Here is a 20,347-nt window from a genome sequence, read left to right as displayed (position 1 = left end):
CTGCCATCAGGTGGCAAAAGCCACCGATATTCACGGTGACGGCGCGGAAGCCGGGTTGCATGTGAAGCTGTAATTTATGGTCATTTCGCAGAATGATCATAACTCATCTGGTCGCACTTGCTGCCTAATGCCGGAAATTCCAGCAAAAGTGCGAACCGGTTTTGCGTTCGGATTTGCGTGAAAACAAAGAGATAGGGCATTGGAGGTGATCGCGGTGTTCACCGGAAATGCTCTATCCCGCGCTGGCGAGCATGTCGCCCGGCTGGGCGGCGAGGGCTTCGCCGAACACGTTTCCGACGCCGATGAGGATGGGGTTGTCGAGGCCGATGGCCTCGACGATGGCGGCAAGGTCGCGCAGCCGGCCGGTGGCCCGCGTCTCGTCATGGCGCGAGAGGTTGGCGGCCACCGCGACGGGGGTGGCGGGGTCCACGCCCACCGCCACGAGGCGCGCGGCGATGGTGCCGGCCATGCGCCCGCCCATGTAGAAGATGGTGGTGGCATGAGGGCCCGCCAGCGCCGCCCAGTCGAGGTCCTGCGGCAGGGAGCCCGTGCGGGAATGGCCGGTGACGAGGCGCAGCTCCTGCGCATGATCACGATGGGTGAGCGAAACGCCGAAGGCGGCCGCCATGGCCGAGGCGGCGGTGATGCCCGGCACGAGCGAGACGGGGATGGCGTGGCGCTTCAGCTCGGCGATCTCCTCCCCGGCGCGGCCGAAGACGGAGACGTCGCCCGATTTCAGCCGCACGACGTTCTTGCCCGCTTTGGCGAGCTTCACCATCATGGCGTTGATGTCCTCCTGCCGGCAGCTTTCCCGGCCGCCGCGCTTGCCCACCAGCATCCGCCTGGCCTCGCGCCGGGCCAGTTCCAGCACCTCGCCCGAGACGAGGTCGTCGAACAGGATGACGTCGGCCGCCTGAAGCGCGCGCACGGCCTTCAGGGTGAGAAGCTCCGCCTCGCCGGGGCCCGCGCCGACGAGGGTGACGCGTCCGCCGGCCGGCGCGTTCGCCTCCACGCCGTTCAGCAGCGCTTCGGCCTCGCCCCCGGCGGGGCGGCGTCCCGAAAGGGCGGCGTCGGAGAAGCGCTCCCAGAAGGCGCGGCGGGGCGCGCCGGGGGCAAGGCGCGCCAGCACGGAAGCGCGAATGCCGGCGGCAAGGCGGGCCCATTCGCTCAGCGAGGGCGGCAGCAGCGTCTCGATGCGCCGGCGCACCGCCTGGCCGAGAATGGGCGCCGCGCCGTCCGTCGCTATGCCGATGACCAGCGGGGACCGGTTGACGAGCGTCCCGAAGCGGAACTGGCAGAAGGCCGGCTTGTCGATGACGTTGAAGGGCACGCCGGCGGCGCGCGCTGCGTGGGCGAAGGCGCTGGCCTCGCCCTCGCTTTCGCAATCGGCCACCGCGAGCGCGGCGCCCGCCAGGGCGCCTTCATCCCATGTCCCGTCGCGATGGGTCAGCGAGCCCACGGCGCGCGGGGCGGCGAGAAGCGCGGCCATCTCGGGGGAAAGGTCGGCCGCCGGAGCGTGGATTTCGACGTGGGCGCCGCTCGCGGCCAGAAGCTCGGCCTTCCACGCCGCCGCCTCCGACCCGCCGGCCAGAACCGCGCGGTGGCCCGACAGGTCGAGGAACACCGGCAGGGTCGATAGGGGCTCGATGCGGGCCTCTCCCCCCTTAACCCCTGCGGTGCGATCTTCCACGGCTTCACTCATACGGCTGCGGCTTTCCCATCGGCCCCTTGCGGCGCCGGTTCGGCGACATCTCTAAAGCGTGGCGGGCAGATCGCAAGGCATGGCGTTGCGCGCCGGGCGGCATGATGGAAACGCGCTTTCGCGCCATGGCGGCCGGCCCGAGCGCGTAATCTTACGAACATTTCATGCGGGGGAAAACGTCCTGTAATTTTGCGCTCCCTATGTTCCGCTCACACGACGCGCCGTTTCGGCCGTCCGGACATTCTCTTCCCAAGAGGCGTGAGATGCGAAACATTCTTCAGACCAAGACCCGGCGGCGCTTCACGGCCGCGGCTCTGGCGGCCGGTGTCGCTGGCCTGGCCTTCAGCGGCGGCGTGATGACCAACATCGCGCCCAGCCTTGCCGAGCCCGTGCGGGTCGAAGCACCCCAGCAGAGCTTCGGCTTTGCCGATGTGGTGGAGCGCGTGTCGCCCGCCGTGGTCTCGGTGCGCGTGCGCGGCGAGGAGGCGACCGCGACCTTCTCGCGCAACGAGCAGTTCTCCAGCCCCTTCGACAACCTTCCGGAAGACCACCCGCTGCGCCGCTTCTTCGACTTCGGCAACCCCGGCGCGCCGGGCGGGCAGGGGGTCATGCCGCGCGGTCCGCGCCGGGGCGAGGGGCCGCGTCCCTCCATGTCGCAGGGCTCGGGCTTCTTCGTCTCCGAGGACGGCTACCTCGTGACCAACAACCACGTGGTGGAAGGCGGCAGCGCCTACACCGTCATCCTGGACGACGGCACGGAGCTTTCGGCCGAGCTGGTGGGCACGGATGCGCGCACCGACCTCGCGGTGCTGAAGGTCGAGGCGGAGAACCGCAGGTTCACTTATGTCGAGTTCGCGGACGACACCTCGGTGCGCGTCGGCGAGTGGGTGGTCGCGGTCGGCAACCCGTTCGGCCTCGGCGGCTCGGTGACGGCGGGCATCGTCTCGGCGCGGGGCCGCGACATCGGCGCCGGCCCCTATGACGACTTCCTCCAGATCGACGCGGCGGTGAATCGGGGCAATTCCGGCGGCCCGGCCTTCAATCTCGAGGGCCAGGTGATCGGCGTCAACACGGCCATCTTCTCGCCCTCGGGCGGCAATGTGGGCATTGCCTTCGCCATTCCGTCCTCCACCGCGCAAAGCGTCGTGCAGTCGCTGCGTGAGGGCGGCACGGTGCAGCGCGGCTGGCTGGGCGTGCAGATCGCGCCCGTGACCGAGGACATCGCGGAGGCCGTGGGCCTCGACACCGACCGGGGCGCCATCGTGACGCTGCCCGAGACCGATACCCCGGCGGCGGCGGCCGGCATCCAGACCGGAGACGTCATCACGCGCGTCAACGGCGTAGATGTCGCCACACCCCGCGAACTCTCGCGCACCATCGCCGGCTTCCGGCCCGGCAGCGAGATCGAGATCGGGCTGTGGCGCGACGGGGCCGAGCAGACCGTGACCGTGACGCTCGGCGACCTCTCCTCGCTCGACGATACGGTGGCCGGTGGCCGCGGCCCCGGCACGAGCGTGCCGACCGACCCGTCCTCGCTCTCGGGCTACGGGCTCACGCTGACGCCCTCCGAGGACGGCGAGGGCGTGGTGGTGACGGATGTGGACCCCGAATCGGAGGCTGCCACGCGCGGCGTCAATCCGGGCGATGTGATCGTGGCGATCAACGGCACGGAGGTCGCTTCGCAGGCCGAGGTGGAGGAGGCGCTGAAGGGCGCGGCCGACACCGGCCGGCGGGCCGCCCTCTTCCAGCTCCGCACGGGCGACCAGAACCGCTTCGTCGCCCTGCCGATCGCCGGTAGCTGAGCCCTTCGCGCCGCGCGCGCGAACGATGGGAGGGGCGGCGGGCCGGAAGGCCGGCCGCCCCTTTTCGCTTTCTCGCACAGGAAAGGCACCGCCATGCCCGGCTGGACCGAAACGGGCTTCGCCCCGCAAGCTTTAAGCGCTACATCCGCGCCCATGAAGATCCTGCTCATCGAGGACGACCGGGAAGCGGCGTCCTACCTCCTGAAGGCGCTGAAGGAAGCGGGCCACGTCGCGGACCACGCGGCGGACGGCGCGAGCGGCTTCCACATGGCCGACAGCCGCGACTACGACGTGCTGGTGGTGGACCGGATGCTGCCGGAACGAGACGGGCTCTCGGTGATCTCGGGCCTGCGGGAAAAGGGCAATGGAACCCCCGTGCTCATCCTCTCCGCCCTCGGGCAGGTGGACGACCGCGTGACGGGCCTGCGGGCGGGCGGTGACGACTATCTCACCAAGCCCTTCGCCTTCTCCGAGCTTCTGGCGCGGGTGGAGGTGCTGGGCCGGCGCCGCGGCGCCAAGGAGGTGGAAACCCATTACCGCGTGGGCGACCTCGAGCTGGACCGCCTCTCGCACGAGGTGCGCCGCGCCGGGCGAGCCATCGTCCTGCAACCGCGCGAGTTCCGCCTGCTCGAATATCTGATGAAGCACGCGGGGCAGGTGGTGACGCGCACCATGCTTCTGGAAAATGTCTGGGACTATCACTTCGACCCGCAGACCAACGTCATCGACGTTCACATCTCGCGCCTGCGCGCCAAGATCGAGCGCGATTTCGGCACGCCGCTGCTCCACACGGTGCGCGGCTCGGGCTACATCATGCGTGCCGGAGAATAGATGAGGCGGCTGCGCGCGCTGATGCGCATGACGGCCGTTCGCCTCTCGGCCGTCTATCTCGCCCTCTTCGCCATCTTCGCGCTGGTGCTGGTGATCTACGTCACCGCGACGGCCTCCAACATTCTCCAGAGCCAGAGCCGCACGGCCATCGCGGAGGAGACGGCCGAGCTCGGCCTGATCTACCAGCGCGCCGGCATCGTCGGTCTCGTGCGCTCCATCGACCGACGCTCGCGCCAGCCGGGCGCCTCGCTCTATCTGATGACGGACCCGGCCGGGCGCATTCTGGCCGGCAACGTGCAGAGCCTCGATATCGGCGTTCTCGACGATCCGGGCTTCACCTCCCGGATATTCGCCTATCAGCGCTACGAGGACGGCGGCGAGCCGGACGTGCATCTGGCCGTGGCGGAGGTGGTGCAGCTTCCGAACGGGATGCGCATCCTGGTGGGGCGCGACCAGACGGACCAGGAACGCTTCCGCCTCATCGTGCGCAACGCGCTGATCGCCGCGCTCGGGCTGATGGGGATCGGGGCGCTGGCGGCGTGGCTCTTCGTCGGGCGCTCCGCGCTCCAGCGCATCGACCGGCTTTCCGCTTCCAGCGCGCGAATCCTGGCCGGCGACCTGAACGAGCGCCTGCCCGTGACAGGCGCGGGCGACGAGTTCGACCGCCTGTCGGAGAATCTCAACACGCTGCTGTCGCGCGTGGCGCTTCTCCAGTCCGGCCTGCGGCAGGTGTCCGACAACATCGCCCACGATTTGAAGACGCCGCTGACGCGCCTTCGCAACCGGGCCGAGGCGGCGATGGCCGACCGCTCGCCCGATGCCGACCCGCGCGCCGCGCTGGAGGCGGCCGTCGCGGAGGCCGACGGCATGATCCGCACCTTCGACGCGCTCTTGATGATCGGGCGGGTGGAGGCGGGCTCCCATCCGGTGGAGAAGGTGGAGACCGACCTTTCGGCCATCGTGGCCGATGTCGCGGAGCTTTACGAGCCGCTGGCGGAAGAGGCCGGGGCGACGATCCGCACCCACACGCCTTCCGCCGCGCCCGCCCTTGTCAGCCGCGAGCTGATCGCGCAGGCGCTATCCAACCTCATCGACAACGCGCTGAAATATGCCGGCGGGCAGGACCGGCCCGTGGAGATCGACGTGCGGCTGGCTATGGAGGGGGAGCGCTGCCGCCTGACGGTGAGCGACAACGGGCCCGGCATTCCGGCGGACCGGCGCGAGCGCGTGCTGGAGCGCTTCTACCGGCTGGACGAGAGCCGCACCAAGCCCGGCTCGGGGCTCGGCCTCTCGCTCGTCCAGGCGATCGCGCTCGTGCATGACGGAGCGATTCTCCTGGAGGATGCGGGCCCGGGCCTCTCCGTCACGCTCGACTTTCCGGCCGGAACGGGAAAACCTTCGGCAAACGCGTGAGAGGAGGCACGGGGATGGCGGCACCGGCATGGAGGATCGGCGGGAGCGCGCGCCTGCGGCCGCTGGACGAGGCGCGCGCCGGCCTGTGGCTGAACGACCTGGCCGAGGCGGCCCGCGCCGCCGAATGCCCGCGCCTTGCCGCCCTGGCGCAGGCCCCTTCGCGGGAGCGCGACAACCTCGCCGCGATCCTCGACCTTTCGCCCTTTCTGGGCGGGGCGATGCTGCGCTGGCCGCAATGGCTGGAACGGCTGTTCGACGTGGACGCCGGCGAGCGCATCCGCGCCATCGTAAGGGCGCTCGACGCGCTTCCGGGGGAGGAGACGGGGGAGGGGCGCATGATGACGCTCCTGCGCGAGGCCAAGGCCGAGGCCGCGCTCCTGATCGCGCTTCGCGACCTTTTCGGCGCGGCGGACGGGCAGAGGACCACGGCCGACCTCTCCGACCTCGCGGAGGGCGCCGTGCGCGCCGCGCTGCGGTTCTGCCTCCTCGACCTCGACCGGCGCGGGCAGCTCGACCTGCCGGACAAGGCGCGGCCGGAAACGGGCTGCGGGCTGTTCGTCCTGGGCATGGGCAAGCTCGGCGGGCGGGAGCTGAACTATTCCAGCGATATCGACCTCATCCTCCTCTTCGACCCGCAGGTGCCCGCGGTTCTCGACAAGGGCGAGAGCGTGGAGACCTTCTCGCGCCTCGCGCGGCGGCTGGTGCGCCTTATCGGCGAGCGCTCGCGGGACGGCTACGTCTTCCGCACCGACCTGCGGCTGCGGCCGGACCCCTCCGCCATGCCTCTCGCCATCCCGCTGCCCACCGCCCTCGTCTATTACGAGAGCGCGGGGCGCGACTGGGAGCGCGCGGCGATGATCAAGGCGCGGGTGATCGCGGGCGACCGGCAGGCCGGCGAGGAGTTCACCCGCGCCATGGCCTCCTTCGTATGGCGGCGCTATCTCGACTTCGCGGCGCTGCGCGACATCCAGTCCATGAAGGACCGGATCGACCGCCATCGCGGCTTCTCGGCCATCGCGGTGGCGGGGCACAACGTCAAGCTCGGTCGCGGCGGCATTCGCGAGGTGGAGTTCTTCGCGCAGACCCAGCAGCTCATCGCGGGCGGGCGGGCGCCCGAGCTGCGCCTTCGCCGCACGCAGGAAACCCTCTTCGCGCTGGCCGAGGGCGGCTGGATCGACCGGTCGGCGGCCGAGGAGCTGACGGAGGCCTACTGGTTCCTGCGGCATGTGGAGCACGTGCTGCAAATGCTGGCGGACGAGCAGACGCATACGCTGCCGGAGGAGCCGGCGGAGCTTACCCGTGTGGCGCTGCTGGCGGGGTTCGAGAGCCTCGATGCCTTCTCCGAGGCGCTCCTGGCGCGGCTTCGCACGGTGGAGCGGCGCTTTGCCGGGCTGTTCGCGGGCCACAGCTCGACGGTGGCGGAAGCGCCCATCCTCGGCGCGCTCGCCGATGCTGAGGATGGCGATGCGCTGCAATGGCTGGAGGCCAAGGGCTTCCACCGCCCGCAGGATGTGGCGCGCATCCTGGCCGGCTGGGGCGCGGGCCGCTATCGCGCGCTGCGCTCGGACGCGGCGCGCGAGCGCATGTCGCTGGTGCTGCCCTCGCTCGTCTCGGCCTTTGCCGGCGCGCGCGATCCCGATGCCGCCTTCGCCAGTTTCGACCGCTTCCTGGCGGGCCTGCCCTCGGGCCTGCAATTCTTCGCGCTCATCGCCTCCAACCCCAAGCTTCTGGACCTTCTGGCCCGCGTCATCACCTCCGCGCCCGGCCTGACGGAGATCATCGCCCGACGCCCGCATGTTTTCGACGCGCTGCTGGACCCCGCCTTCTACGGCGAGATGCCGAAGAAGGCGGCGATGGAGGAATGGCTCGGCGCCTTTCTGGGGCTCGCCTCCACGCATGAGGAGCGGCTGGTGCGGCTGCGCATCTTCGCCGCCGAGCAGAAATTCCTGATCGGCGTGCGGCTTCTCTCGGGCGTGGTGGAGGGGGAGGAGGCCGGCCTTGCCTTCACCGACCTTGCCGAAGTGGTGATCGCCGCCCTCCTGCACACCGTGGAGGGCGAGTTCGCGCGCGCCCACGGGCGCGTTCCCGGCGGCCGGATCGCGTTGCAGGGGCTGGGCCGGCTCGGCAGCCGCGAACTGACCGCGACCTCGGATGTCGATCTCATCCTGTTCTTCGACCATGACGGGGCGGCCGAGGAATCGGACGGCGAGCGGCCGCTGCCGGTCTCCACCTACTATGCCCGTCTCACGCAGCGGCTGATCGCCGGGCTCACCGCGCCGATGGCCGAGGGGCTTCTCTACGAGGTGGACTTCCGCCTGCGCCCCTCCGGCAACAAGGGGCCGCTCGCCACCCATATCGAGGCGTTCCGCCGCTATCAGGAACACGAGGCCTGGACCTGGGAGCACATGGCGCTCACCCGCTCGCGCCCCATCGCGGGCGACCCGGCTCTCATGGACGAGGCGGCGCGCATCGTGCGCGAGACGGTGGCGCGCGAGCGCGACCCGCAGGCGCTGGCGCGCGACGTAGCGTCGATGCGCGCGCGAATCGAGCGCGACAAGCCGGGCCGGGGGCCGCTGGATGTGAAGCTCAATCCCGGCGGCCTCGTGGACCTGGAATTCGTGGCCCAGTGGGCGCTTCTGGCCCACCACGTGCCGCTGCGCCTCATCGGCGCGCCCACGGCCGACATACTGGAGGTGCTGGGCGAAACCCTTCCGCAGACGCAGGGCCTCGCGCCCGCCATGCGGTGCCTCACCCGGCTCGTGCAGCTCCTGCGCCTTGGCGGGGACGGTGCGAGGCGCGCGGAGGATCTGCCGCGCGGCCTTGCCGAGCGCATCGCCGAGGCGATGGGCGAGCCGGTGGCGGGCATCGAGGCGCGGCTGGAGAGCGAGGGCGCCATCGTACGGCAGCGTTTCGCCGCGCTGCTGCCCCTGCCGGAAGTAGACGAGTAAGGGCCTGCTCAGGCGGCGCTTCGCTGCTGCTCCTGCGCGGGCGCCGTCAGCGGCAGGCGGAAGGACACCGCCGTGCCTTCGCCCACGCGGCTGGAAATGCGCATGGCGCCGCCTTGCAGCTCGATGAGCGAGCGCGCGATGGCAAGGCCGAGGCCCGTGCCCTTGTTGGTGCGCGTCAGCTCGTTCTCCACCTGCTCGAACGGCCGGCCCAGCTTGGACAGCGCGGCGCGGGGAATGCCGATGCCGTTGTCGACGATGGTGACGACGGCCTTGTCTCCGACGCGCCGCGCGCGCACGCTGACCTGCCCCTCCGGGCCGGTGAACTTCATCGCATTGGCCAGAAGGTTGAGCAGGATCTGCTTGGTGGCGCGCCGGTCCGCCACGAGATGCAGGTCGCTGCAGATATCGGCGGAAAGGGCGAGGCGCTTGTCGGCCGCCTGCACCTGCGTGATCCGTAGCGCCTCGGCCACCATCTCCCCGATGTCGATCTCCTCGGCCACGAGCGCCATGCGCCCCGCCTCGATCTTGGACATGTCCAAGATATCGTTGATCAGCTTCAGCAGCCAGTGGCCGCTCTGGTGGATATCGGCGGCGTATTCGCAGTATTTCTCCGAGCCGATGGGGCCGAAGCTCTGCTCGCGCATGATCTCCGAAAAGCCGATGATGGCATTGAGCGGCGTGCGAAGCTCGTGGCTCATATTGGCGAGGAAGGTCGTCTTGGCGCGGTTGGCGCTTTCGGCGCGTTCCTTCTCGATCACGTAGCTTGCGTTCAGCTCCGCGAGCTGGCGGGCCTTGGCCTCGGCGTCCCGGCGCGAGGCGGAGAGATCGTTGATCGTGGCCATCAGCCGGCGCTCCGAATCGCTCAGCCGCTCCTGATGGACCTTGAGCTGCGTGATGTCGGTGCCGATGGAGACATGGCCGCCATCGCTGGTGAGCCGCTCGGAGACCTGGAGCCAGCGCCCGTCGGCCAGGAGCGCCTCCATGGCGCGCTCTCCCGCCACGAAGCTCGGGCTCGTGAGCTTGCGCTCCTCGATGGGCTTGCGAGAGGCCGCGCGCACCGCCTCCATGGAGGAGCCGGGCCGCACCAGCGCGTCGGACAGGCCGAAGACCTCCTGGTATTTCGAGTTGCACAGGACGAGGCGGTTCTCCGCGTCCCAGAGCACGAACGTCTCGGAGATGTTCTCCACCGCGTTCTGGAGCCGGGCGTTGGCCTCGCTGGTCAGCCGCGCCAGCGCGTGGTTCTCGCTCACATCCACGGCCACGCCGATGAGGTGGATGTCGTTCTCCGGGCTGCGCACCACCTCGGCCCGCGCGCGCAGCCAGATGAACTGCCCGTCGCAGCGGCGCATGCGGAAGGTGCGGTCGATGTTGGATATGCGGCCCGAGGCGATCTGGCGGGCGATCTCGAAGAAGCTGCCGTCGTCCGGATGCATCAGCTTGGCGATCTCGCCGAAGGACAAGATGTCCTCCTGCGGCGGCATCCCGAGGATTTCGTACATGGAGCGCGACCAGTACATGCGCCCGCGCGCCAGGTCCCAGTCCCACAGGCCGCAGCGCCCGCGCGACAGGGCGGTCTCCACGCGCTGGTGCGCCTCGAGGAAGGCGCTGTCGGCGGCTGAGGTAAGGGTCGCCTGCCGGAAATAGGCGAGCAGGATGGTGAGGAGCACGATGCTGGTCAGTGCGAAGAGCGTGACGTTGACCGAGGCCGTGCGCCGCCATTCGGCCAGCAGCGTGCGCTGGTCCTGCACGAGGATCGCCGCGCCGAGCGGAGAGGCGAGGACGGCGGCGGAGGCAAGGGCCGGCTGCCCGGCGAACTCGGCCTCCATGACCCCGGCCCGCTCGCCGAACACGAGAAGCGGCGGCGCGCCGGACAGGAGCCCCGCGACCTCGCGGCCGATCAGATGCTCATGGCCGGGCGTGACCGCCACCACGACCCCGTCCGTGTCGCTGATCAGCGCCACGGAGCCGGCCGGGCGCAGGGCCTCCGGCAGGACGCTGGTCAGCAAGGTCCGGGCGCGTGTCGCCCCGTCGGCCACCCGCTCGGCCAGGATGGCATCCTCGGCGCGCAGGAGGCTCGCCCCGATGCTCAGGCTGTCGCGCGCCGCGGTCTCGATGTCGGTGCGATGCTCCATCAGCGAGACGAAGCGCGCGAAGGCCAGGACGATGAGGAAGATGACGGTGACGAGCGGCACGCCGCGCCGAAGCGCGGGTTCCAGCGTGTGCAGCGGGGGCAGGCCCAGCGGCGGCATGGGAAGGCGGGAGATCTTTTCCCGCACAGCGTTCAGAAAGGTCGCCGGACGCCCGGAATCCGTTCTCGCCGGTACGCTGGAAGCGTCCGCACTCATTCAACGACCCCTCGAATTGTCGCCTCGAACGATCCGGCACGCCGCACATCCGAATCTGCCCTAATGAATCAGAGGGGGTGATTCCTGTCTAGGACTTGACACTGCTTGGAAGTAAGAAATCGTTAACCATAATCGTCTTGGTTGCATTTTGCCCGTTTTCATCGGGTGGCGAAATTGAGGCCACTGGACGAAGCTGGAATTATTGCAGGGAGCGATCGACGATGTCCTTCAGGTCGCGCGAAATCTGCTTGCCCTGCGCGATCGCCCGCAGCGTCTGCGCCGCCAGCTCCCGCCGGCCCGGTTCCAGCGAGCGCCAGGAGCGGAAGGCGGTGGCCAGGCGCGCGGCGGTCTGCGGGTTGAGGCGGTCCAGCTCCGTCAGCATCCGGGCGACGAAGCGGTAGCCCGCGCCGTCCGGCCGATGGAAGGCGAGGGGGTTGGCGCTGGCGAAGCCGCCGATCAGCGCCCGTGCCCGGTTGGGGTTGGCCAGCTTGAAGGCGGGGTGGGCCGCCAGCCGCTCCACGTCTGCCAGCGCGTCCTCATGCGCCGCGCTGGCCTGGAGCATGAACCATTTGTCGAGCACGAGATCGTCGCCCGCATAGGTGTCGTGGAAGCGCTCGAGGGCCTTGCGCGTGGCCGCCTCGCGCGGGAAGTGATGCGCCAGGACGGCGAGGGCCGCGAGGCGGTCGGTCATGTTCGTCGCGCCCGCGAACTGGCGCTCCGCCCGCGAGGCGTCACCGGCCGCCAGCGAAACGAAGGCGAGGATCGTGTTGCGCAGCGCGCGCCGGCCGACACTGTCGGGCGCGGGCGAGAAGGGCTCTCCGGCCCCCTCGGCCAGCAGGCGCGCGAAGCTTTCGCCGCCGATGCGCCCCAGCTCCGCCATGGCCGCGATGCGCGCGCGGTGGACACGGCCGGGATCGACATCCTGCCCCACGAGGCGGGCGATCTCGCCCTCTCCCGGCAGGGCCGCCATTTGCGCGCGCAGCGAGGGCTCCAGCGCCTCGTCGGCCGCGCCGGCCGCCACGGCCTGGAGCACCGGCGCGGCATCGGCGGGCGAGAAGCCCGTGCGCCCGGCATCGGCCAGCGTCTCGCCCACGAGGTCGGCCAGCGCCCGCCAGCGCCCGAAGGCGTCGGGATCGAGCCGGGCCAGCGCCAGCCGGTCCTCCCGGCTCTGGGGGAAGTCGAGCGTGACGGGCGCGGAGAAGTCTCGCAGGATGGAGACGAGGGGCCGCTCGGGCAGGCCCTCGAAGACGACCTCGCCCTTCTCCTCCAGGAGGTGGATGATGCCGTCCTCCGCCTTTGCGCCCTCCGCCCGTGGCACGGCCTCCATGTCCGCGCCATTGGAGCCGACGAGGCCGAAGCGGACGGGCATGTGCATGGGCTCGGTGCCCGTGCCCGCCGCGCCCCGCGCCAGGCGCTGGGAGAGGCTGAGCGTGAGGCGGCCGTCCGCATAGGTCTCGCGCACCGAAAGGGTCGGCGTGCCGGCCTGCGCATACCAGAGGCGGAAGCGCTCCAGGCTCCGCCCGCCCGCCTCCTCGAAGCAGAGGAGGAAATCCTCGATGGTGGCCGCCTCGCCGTCGTGGCGCTCGAAATACAGGTCCATCCCGGCGCGGAAGCGTTCCGGCCCGAGGATGGTGGCGATCATGCGCACCAGCTCCGCGCCCTTGTCGTAGACCGTGGCGGTGTAGAAGTTGTTGATCTCCCGGTAGCGGGTGGGGCGCACGGGGTGCTGGAGCGGCCCCTGGTCCTCGGGGAATTGCTGCGACTTCAGAAGCTGCACGCTGGCGATGCGCTTGACCGCGCGCGAGCGCTCGTCCGCCGTGAACTCCTGGTCCCGATAGACGGTGAGCCCTTCCTTCAGGCAGAGCTGGAACCAGTCCCGGCAGGTGATGCGGTTGCCCGTCCAGTTGTGGAAGTATTCGTGCGCGATCACGGTCTCGACGCCGGCGTAATCGCCGTCCGTCGCGGTGTCGGGGTCGAGCAGGACGTATTTGTGGTTGAAGACGTTGAGGCCCTTGTTCTCCATCGCCCCCATGTTGAAGTCCGAGACGGCGACGATGTTGAAGACATCGAGGTCGTATTCTCGGCCGAAGCGCCGCTCGTCCCACGCCATGGAGCGCTTGAGCGCGTCCATCGCGTAGACGGAGCGGGCGCTGAGGCCCTTCTCGGTATAGATCGCCAGGTCGACCTTGCGGCCGCCGGCGGTGGTGAAATCGTCCTTCAAGACGTCCAGATCGCCCGCCACCAGCGCGAAGAGGTAGGAGGGCTTGGGGTGCGGGTCGTGCCAGAGGGCGAAGTGCCGGCCGCCTTCGAGCGGGCCGCTCTCCACCGGGTTGCCGTTGGCCAGAAGCACGGGCGCGGCCGCGCGCGGCGCCTCGATCCGCACCCGGTAGGTGGCCAGCACGTCCGGCCTGTCGAGGAAGTAGGTGATGCGGCGGAAGCCCTCGGCCTCGCACTGCGTGCACCAGACGCCGCGCGTGCGATAGAGCCCCATCAGCTTGGTGTTCTTCTCCGGCTCCAGCGTGGTGCCGATCGAAAGGGTGAAGCGGCCGGACGCGGGAAGGCCATGCAGCGTCAGCGCCTCGGGCGAGACCTCGTAGGAGCCTTCCGGCAGTCGCTCACCGTCGAGCGCGAGCGAGGTCAGCGTCAGCTCGTCGCCATCCAGCGAGAGGCTGGCCGCCTCGGGCGAGCCCGGCCGGCGCTCCACGGTCAGCGCGGCGCGGACTTCGGCCCGGCCCTCGAACAGGCAGACGAGGAGGTCGACCTCATGGATGAGGAAATCGGTCGGCCGGTAATCCTCCAGCCGGATGACCTGCTCGTCGTCGTCGTGCATCGAAGCCGTCTCCTGTTCCGCGCGCGTGGGATACCCCACCTGCGGCCTCGTGCCTAATCGCGAAGGCGCTAAGGAGGCAATACTATTTTACCGCCCGGCGTCTCGACCCGGCCGGCCGTTCCATCCTAGAAGCGGTCATCCCCCCGGCCCCCGCTGGACGCCCGCCCCATGCCCACGCCCCCCATGCCTGTCCCCACGGGCGCCAATCCCCTTCTCGGCATCGGCCTGAAGGTCTTGTCGGTCATCGTCTTCGTCGCGATGCAGTCGAGCCTGAAGGCGGGAGGGGAGGGTGTGCCGCCGGGGCAGCTCGTCTTCTTCCGCTCGTTCTTCGCGCTCATTCCGGTGGTGATCTACCTGGCGTGGCTGGGCGAGCTGCGCACGGCGCTGCGCACCGACGACCTGCCGGGCCACGTGCTGCGCGGCGTCGTGGGCGTCGTCTCCATGGGGCTCGGCTTCTACGCGCTCACGCGCCTGCCCTATCCCGAATGGGTGACGATCTCCTACGCGGCCCCGCTTCTCACGGTGGTCTTCGCCGTGATCTTCCTCAAGGAGGTGGTGCGTGCCTACCGCTGGGCGGCGGTCGCCATCGGCCTCGTGGGCATCGTCATCGTATCGGCGCCGAACTTCACGGCGCTCGGCGACCCGTCCGGCTCGGCCCACGCCACGGGCGCGCTGGCGGCGCTGGCGGGCGCGGCGGTGGCGGCCGTGGCGATGATCCAGATCCGGCGGCTGGTGCGCAAGGAGAAGACGGCCACCATCGTGGTCTATTTCTCGCTCACATCCTCGCTCGTGGCGCTCGTCACGCTGCCCTTCGGCTGGGTGTGGCTGACGCCCTGGCAGGCGCTGCTCCTGATCGTCGCCGGGTTCTGCGGGGGCGTGGGGCAGTTGCTGCTGACGGCCTGCTACCGCCACGCGGACACCTCCACCATCGCGCCCTTCGAATACACCTCGCTCGTCTTCGCCGTGGCGATCGGCGCGCTGGTCTTCGACGAGCCGGTCGGCGCGTCGACGCTGGTCGGTGGCGCCATCGTGGTCATGGCCGGCATCTTCATCATCCTGCGCGAGCGCCAGCTCGGCATCGAGCGCGCCAGGGCGCGCAAGGTCTCGCCGCCTCAGGGTTGAGGCGTTTCCATGCCCCAGGGCAGCGGCTCGCCGGCGGCGGGCTCCACCGCCTCCGCGCGCGGGTCCAGCACCAGCGTGGCGGGCGTCTGCGTGCGCGCCAGCGGCAGGGTGCGGAAGTCCTCGCGCTCCTCGGCCGGCAGCGCCTCGCGCCGGAAGGTGCGGTAGATGGCGTAGGCCGCGAAGGCGGTGTGCGCCAGGCCCGTGGCCATGAAGATGCCCGTCGGCCCGCGCGCCTCCATCAGCCATGCGGCAAAGAGCGGGCCGCCCATCGTGCCGAAGCCGTAGACGATGAGGAGCCCGCCGGAGATCTTCACGAAATCGGCCGCGTCCGCGTGGTCGTTGGCATGGGCGACGGCCAGCGAGTAGGCCGGATAGATCACCCCGCCCAGCATGAAGGCCACGGCGAAGAGGAAGCCCGCGCTCTGGCTGCCCACGCCCATGGCGAGCGCGGCCACCGAGACGCCGAAGACCCCCGCGCCCGCCATGACGAGGCGCCGGTCGATCAGGTCCGAGAGGCGTCCGAGCGGGTACTGGAAGGCGATGCCGCCCGCCATGGTGGCCACCAGCAGCGTGGCGATCTGCGTGGTGGAGAAGCCGATCTGGTTGCCGAAGAGGGGGGCCATGTTCGTCCACGCCCCGGCCATGACGCCGCCCATGAACACGCCCACCACGGCGGCGGGGGAGTTGCGGTAGATGGCGGGCAGGTCGAGCTTGACCTGCGTCAGGGGCTTGGGGTGCTGCTGGCGCGAGAGCGCGTTGGGGATGACGGCGGCGGCGAAGAAGATGGCGCACAGCATGAAGGACACCGTCAGGCGCGGGTCGCTCAGCGGCATGAGATACTGCCCCGTCATCATCGCCCCCATGGAGACGATCATGTAGGTGGAGAAGATGCGCCCGCGCGTCTCGTTGGTCACGCGCTCGTTCAGCCAGCTTTCGATGACCATGTAGCCGCCGGCCAGCGCGAAGCCCGAGAGGCCGCGAATGGCCACCCAGGCCAGCGGGTGGACGATCAGCGCGTGCAGCAGCGCGGCGATGGCCAGAAGCGCGGCGAGGCTGCAGAAGGTGCGCACATGCCCCGCCCGGCGCACCACGCGCGGCGCGATGAGGCCGCCCAGCGTGAAGGCGATGGCGTATCCCGTGCCCACCAGGCCGATCTCGTAGGGCGACCAGCCCTCGATCGAGCCGCGAACGGGGAGAAGGATGCCGATCAGCCCCGCGCCGACCATCATGAAGAAGGTGGAGGTCAGGAGCGAAACGATCGGCAGTAGCTGCGCCTGCATGGGAAAGCTCGAATTGACTGTGAGGCCGGGCGGACGGGCCGGGAAGGAGCGGACGATCCTGGCCGCTTGCTACTCTTTCGAGGCGCGCGAAGCGAGCCGAAAAATCCGTCCCCGAGCGGCCCCCGGCAGGCCTTGCGGCCCAGCCTGCCCTATCGTGCGAAAGTGACGTCTTTCGGACGGGCCGGGCCTTATTGCGAGAGCCGTTCCCTGATGGAAAGAAGGTCGCGCCATGTCAGCCGCTTGTGGGAGGGCTGGCGCAGGAGATAGGCGGGGTGAAGGATGGCCGTGGCCGGGATTTCCTGTCCCGAGGGCAGCGTCACGCTCGTCCAGCGCCCGCGCAGGCGCATGATGCCGTCCTGCGTGCCGAGAACCGCCTTCGCCGCCGAGGAGCCGACGCAGACCAGCACCCTGGGCTGCACCAGCTCCACCTGCCGCATCACGAAGGGCAGGCACATCTCGGTCTCGGCCGGGGTAGGGGTGCGGTTGCCGGGTGGGCGCCAGGGCACCGCGTTGGTCACGCGCACGGCGGCGCGCTCGATGCCGATGGCGGCCAGCATCCTGTCGAGCAGGCGCCCCGAGCGGCCGACGAAGGGCTCGCCGGCCATGTCCTCCTCGCGGCCCGGCGCCTCGCCGATGAGCATCAGCTCGGCATTGGGATCGCCATTGCCGAAGACCAGCGACTTGGCGGTGACGCGCAGGGCGCATCCCTCGAAGGCGGCGAGCGCCTTTTCCAGCTCCTCCAGCGTCGCGGCCGATCCGGCGCGGGCGCGCGCGTCCTCCACCGCCTCGCCCTCCGGCACGGCGACGGGGAAGGCGGGAAACTGCGCGGCGGCGGAAGGCTGTGCGGCGGGGGGCGCGGCGCTGGCGGAGGGCGCGCGGCTGAGGGGCGACGCGGCCGGCCCCTCGCCGTCGGGGCGTCCTGCCTCCGCGCGGGCGGTGGCCTGCGTTCGCACGCCGCGCCGCGCCGCCTCGCTTGCCGTTTCGGCAAAGCGGTCGCGCGCCTCCTCCTGCAACACCACGTCCACGCCGGCATCCGCATACCAGCGCAGGAGGGCTGCCGCCGCGCCCGGCAGGAGGCCGTGCGTCTGTGCCGTGTTATCGCTCATGGCGCCATGATAGCGCGGGCGGCGGCGAAGGGCACGTCCTCAATGCCCGGCCGGACGGGAGAAAGGCCCACCGCCGCGCGGGGTCAAGGGGACGCGGCCGCCAACTCGGCCGCCAGGCGCGCCACGAGGTCGGCCGCCGGCAGGGCGCGGGCGCGGTGCGCCTGCGCTCCCGCCCACATGGCGCTCAGGGAATGGTCGCCCTTGCCTGCCGCTGCGGCGGCGAGCTGCCTGGCGGCGTCGTAGGGGTAGGGATAGGCCGGTGCCTGCTCCTCGAACGGATGCAGCGCCTCGATCAGCGGCGTGACGAGCCCGCGCGCCCGGCGGCCCGAGATGGCCCGCGTCATGCGCGTCTCGCCGGGCACGGCACGGCTCAGGCGCGCGCGGTAGAAGGCCCCCGCCGCGCTTTCCGGGCAGCCCACGAAGGCGGTGCCCAGTTGCGCGGCCGCCGCGCCGGCGGCGAGCACGCGGGCGATGTCCGCGCCGTCCATCAGCCCGCCGGCCGCCACCACCGGCACGCGGACGGCGCCGACGATCCTGGCCAGAAGCGAATCGAGCGGCAGGTCCGCATCGGCGTCGGCGCCATCGAACGTGCCGCGATGGCCGCCCGCCTCGAAGCCCTGCGCGACGAGGGCATCCATCCCCGCCGCTTCCAGCTTCAAAGCCTCGTCCAGCGAGGTGGCGCTCGCCATCAGGACGATCCCGGCCTCTTTCAGCCGACGCACCGCCTGCGGCGCGGGGCAGCCGAAATGGAAGCTCACCACGGCGGGCCGCGTCGCGCACAGCATGGCAAGCAGCGGCTCATGCCCCTGAAAGGAGGGATAGAGCGGGCGAAGCGCACGCGGCGCCGCAATTCCGAAACGCTCGAACTGCGGCGCGAGGCGGGCCAGCCACGCCGCTTCGGCCGCCGGGTCCAGCGCCTGTTCCTCATGGGCGAAGACATTGACGTTGAACGGCTTGTCCGTGAGCGTCGCCGTTCGCGCGATCATCGCCTCGGCCGCCTCCACGTCGGAGGCGCCGATCCCCAGGGAGCCAAGAGCGCCGGCATTGGAAACGGCCGCCGCCAGCTCCGGGGTCGCGACGCCCGCCATCGGCGCCTGCACGACCGGCAACCGCAAGCCGAGAAGCCGGGAGAACGCGCTGGAGCTCAATTTTCTGCCCTTTACGTCAACGTCAATGTCGTATTGATCCGATCGTTTGCTATATGGCAGGGAAGCTGTGCGAGTGGAACGGTTCCAGACCGTGACGGGGCTGGACGGGCAGGGTGGAGATCGCAGGATGAGCGAAGTTGAGGTCGAACGCGAGTCGATGGAGTTCGACGTCGTCATCGTGGGGGCCGGGCCGGCCGGCCTCGCGGCCGCGATCCGGCTCAAGCAACTCGACCCCGACCGCTCCGTGGTGGTGCTGGAAAAGGGCGCCGAGGTCGGGGCGCACATCCTCTCCGGCTGCGTTCTCGATCCCTCCTCGCTGGATGAGCTGCTGCCCGAATGGCGGGAGGAGGAAACGCCGATCCGCCAGAAGGTGACGGAGGATCGCTTCTATCTCTACGGTCCGCACGGGCGGCTGCGCCTGCCGAATTTCGCCATGCCGAAGCTCATGGACAATCACGAGAACTTCGTGGTCTCGCTGGGCCTGGTGACGAAATGGCTGGCGGAGCAGGCCGAGGGCCTCGGCGTGGAAATCTATCCCGGCTTCGCCGCGCAGGAACTGCTCTTCGACGAGGAGGACAGGCTCGTGGGCGTGGCGACGGGCGACATGGGCGTCGGGCGCGACGGCCAGCCCACCGCCAATTACCAGCGCGGCATGGCGCTTCTGGGCAAGTACACATTTATCGGGGAGGGCGTGCGCGGCTCGCTCGCGAAACAGGTGACGGCGAAATACGGGCTTTCGGAAGGGCGCGACCATCCGAAATTCGGCCTCGGCGTGAAGGAGCTGTGGGAGATCGACCCGGCGCGGCACAAGCCGGGCCTGATCCAGCATTCCTTCGGCTGGCCGCTCGATGCCAGGACCGGCGGCGGCTCCTTCGTCTACCATCTGCCCGACAACCAGGTGTATGTCGGCTTCGTCGTCCATCTGAACTACAAGAACCCCTATCTCTCGCCCTTCGGCGAGTTCCAGAGGTTCAAGACGCATCCCGACATCGCCGAGCTTCTGGAGGGCGGCAAGCGGCTGGCCTATGGGGCGCGGGCGATCACCGAGGGCGGCTGGCAATCGGTGCCAAGGCTCGCCTTCCCCGGCGGGGCGCTGATCGGCTGCTCGGCGGGCCTCGTCAACGTGCCGCGCATCAAGGGCGTGCACAACGCCATCGCCTCGGGAATGCAGGCCGCCGAGGCGGCCGCGGCGGCTCTTGGCGAAGAGCGCGCGCACGACGTGCTCCAGTCCTACGAGGACGGCTGGCGCGCATCCTCCATCGGGCGGGACCTCAAGCCGGTGCGCAACGTCAAGCCGCTCTGGTCGAAGTTCGGCACCATCCTGGGCGTGGGCCTCGGCGGCCTCGACATGTGGCTGAACGCGCTGACGGGCTGGTCGCCCTTCGGCACGATGGGCCATGGCAAGACGGATGCGGCCTCCACCGAGCCGGCGGCGCGCCACAAGCCCATCGAGTACCCCAAGCCCGATGGGACGCTCACCTTCGACAAGACGGCCTCGGTCTTCCTGTCCAACACCAATCACGAGGAGGACCAGCCGGTCCATCTCCAGGTGAAGGACATGGAACTCCAGAAGCGCTCGGAGCACGACGTCTATGCGGGGCTCTCGCAGCGCTACTGCCCGGCGGGCGTCTACGAATGGCTGGAGGAGGGCGGGGGCGAGCCGCGCTACCAGATCAACGCGCAGAACTGCGTGCACTGCAAGACGTGCGACATCAAGGACCCGAACGGCAACATCACCTGGGTCACGCCGCAAGGCGGCGAAGGGCCCGTCTACCAGACGATGTAATCGGCTGGCAGGCGGGGCCGCACGGACCGCCGGG

At 70.1% G+C, this 20,347-nt stretch carries 12 protein-coding genes; 6 read left to right on the top strand and 6 right to left on the bottom strand.

Annotation, left to right across the window (positions count from 1 at the left end; genetic code table 11):
* Nucleotides 1-232 precede the first annotated feature (232 nt).
* Nucleotides 233-1,702: a siroheme synthase CysG gene (gene cysG / locus J7654_RS15655; protein WP_209736797.1), complete on the bottom strand. Its 1,470-nt coding sequence runs from the start codon at nt 1,700-1,702 to the stop codon at nt 233-235.
* 263 nt (nt 1,703-1,965) lie between these two features.
* Here cysG and J7654_RS15650 point away from each other — a divergent pair, with 263 nt between their 5' ends.
* The 4 genes from J7654_RS15650 (at nt 1,966) to J7654_RS15635 (ending at nt 8,696) form a co-directional block, all read left to right on the top strand.
* Nucleotides 1,966-3,504, top strand: coding sequence for a Do family serine endopeptidase (locus J7654_RS15650; protein ID WP_209736796.1), 1,539 nt, complete (start codon nt 1,966-1,968; stop codon nt 3,502-3,504).
* A gap of 153 nt (nt 3,505-3,657) precedes the next feature.
* Nucleotides 3,658-4,335 (top strand): response regulator transcription factor, encoded by a 678-nt coding sequence (locus J7654_RS15645; RefSeq protein ID WP_209736795.1) that lies wholly within the window; start codon nt 3,658-3,660, stop codon nt 4,333-4,335.
* Nucleotides 4,336-5,748 carry a sensor histidine kinase gene (locus J7654_RS15640; RefSeq protein ID WP_209736794.1) on the top strand — a complete coding sequence of 471 codons (1,413 nt, stop codon included), beginning with the start codon at nt 4,336-4,338 and terminating at the stop codon, nt 5,746-5,748.
* A gap of 14 nt (nt 5,749-5,762) precedes the next feature.
* A complete protein-coding gene (locus J7654_RS15635) occupies nt 5,763-8,696 on the top strand; it encodes a bifunctional [glutamine synthetase] adenylyltransferase/[glutamine synthetase]-adenylyl-L-tyrosine phosphorylase (protein ID WP_209736793.1) in 2,934 nt (977 codons plus the stop codon).
* Nucleotides 8,697-8,704: 8 nt separating this feature from the next.
* Here the strand turns inward: J7654_RS15635 and J7654_RS15630 are convergent, their stop codons facing one another.
* The gene (locus J7654_RS15630; RefSeq protein WP_209736792.1) at nt 8,705-10,945 is read right to left on the bottom strand and encodes a sensor histidine kinase; all 2,241 of its coding nucleotides are present in this window, start codon (nt 10,943-10,945) and stop codon (nt 8,705-8,707) included.
* A 295-nt stretch (nt 10,946-11,240) separates the two neighbouring features.
* The gene (pepN, locus tag J7654_RS15625) at nt 11,241-13,871 is read right to left on the bottom strand and encodes an aminopeptidase N (RefSeq protein ID WP_209736791.1); all 2,631 of its coding nucleotides are present in this window, start codon (nt 13,869-13,871) and stop codon (nt 11,241-11,243) included.
* A 168-nt stretch (nt 13,872-14,039) separates the two neighbouring features.
* On the opposite strand from pepN, the gene J7654_RS15620 reads away from it, so the two are divergent.
* A complete protein-coding gene (locus tag J7654_RS15620; protein ID WP_209736790.1) occupies nt 14,040-14,993 on the top strand; it encodes a DMT family transporter in 954 nt (317 codons plus the stop codon).
* Here J7654_RS15620 and J7654_RS15615 read toward each other — a convergent pair.
* The 3 genes from J7654_RS15615 to J7654_RS15605 all read right to left on the bottom strand — a co-directional run bounded on the left by J7654_RS15615 (nt 14,984) and on the right by J7654_RS15605 (nt 18,527).
* Nucleotides 14,984-16,273: an MFS transporter gene (locus J7654_RS15615; protein ID WP_209736789.1), complete on the bottom strand. Its 1,290-nt coding sequence runs from the start codon at nt 16,271-16,273 to the stop codon at nt 14,984-14,986. The two genes, J7654_RS15620 and J7654_RS15615, sit on opposite strands and share 10 nt — an antisense overlap.
* Nucleotides 16,274-16,461: 188 nt before the next feature.
* Complete coding sequence (locus J7654_RS15610) at nt 16,462-17,379, bottom strand: uracil-DNA glycosylase (RefSeq protein ID WP_209736788.1); 918 nt, start codon at nt 17,377-17,379, stop codon at nt 16,462-16,464.
* 83 nt (nt 17,380-17,462) lie between these two features.
* The gene (locus tag J7654_RS15605; protein WP_245195527.1) at nt 17,463-18,527 is read right to left on the bottom strand and encodes an NAD(P)H-dependent flavin oxidoreductase; all 1,065 of its coding nucleotides are present in this window, start codon (nt 18,525-18,527) and stop codon (nt 17,463-17,465) included.
* Between the two features lie 127 nt (nt 18,528-18,654).
* Here J7654_RS15605 and J7654_RS15600 point away from each other — a divergent pair, with 127 nt between their 5' ends.
* Nucleotides 18,655-20,313 carry an electron transfer flavoprotein-ubiquinone oxidoreductase gene (locus J7654_RS15600; RefSeq protein ID WP_209736786.1) on the top strand — a complete coding sequence of 553 codons (1,659 nt, stop codon included), beginning with the start codon at nt 18,655-18,657 and terminating at the stop codon, nt 20,311-20,313.
* The last annotated feature ends 34 nt before the right edge of the window (nt 20,314-20,347 follow it).

Origin of the sequence: Aureimonas populi (assembly GCF_017815515.1) — a bacterium.
GTDB classification, from domain to species: domain Bacteria; phylum Pseudomonadota; class Alphaproteobacteria; order Rhizobiales; family Rhizobiaceae; genus Aureimonas; species Aureimonas populi.
Note: the sequence above shows the minus strand (reverse complement) of the source record. Positions and strands in the feature narration are given on the sequence as shown.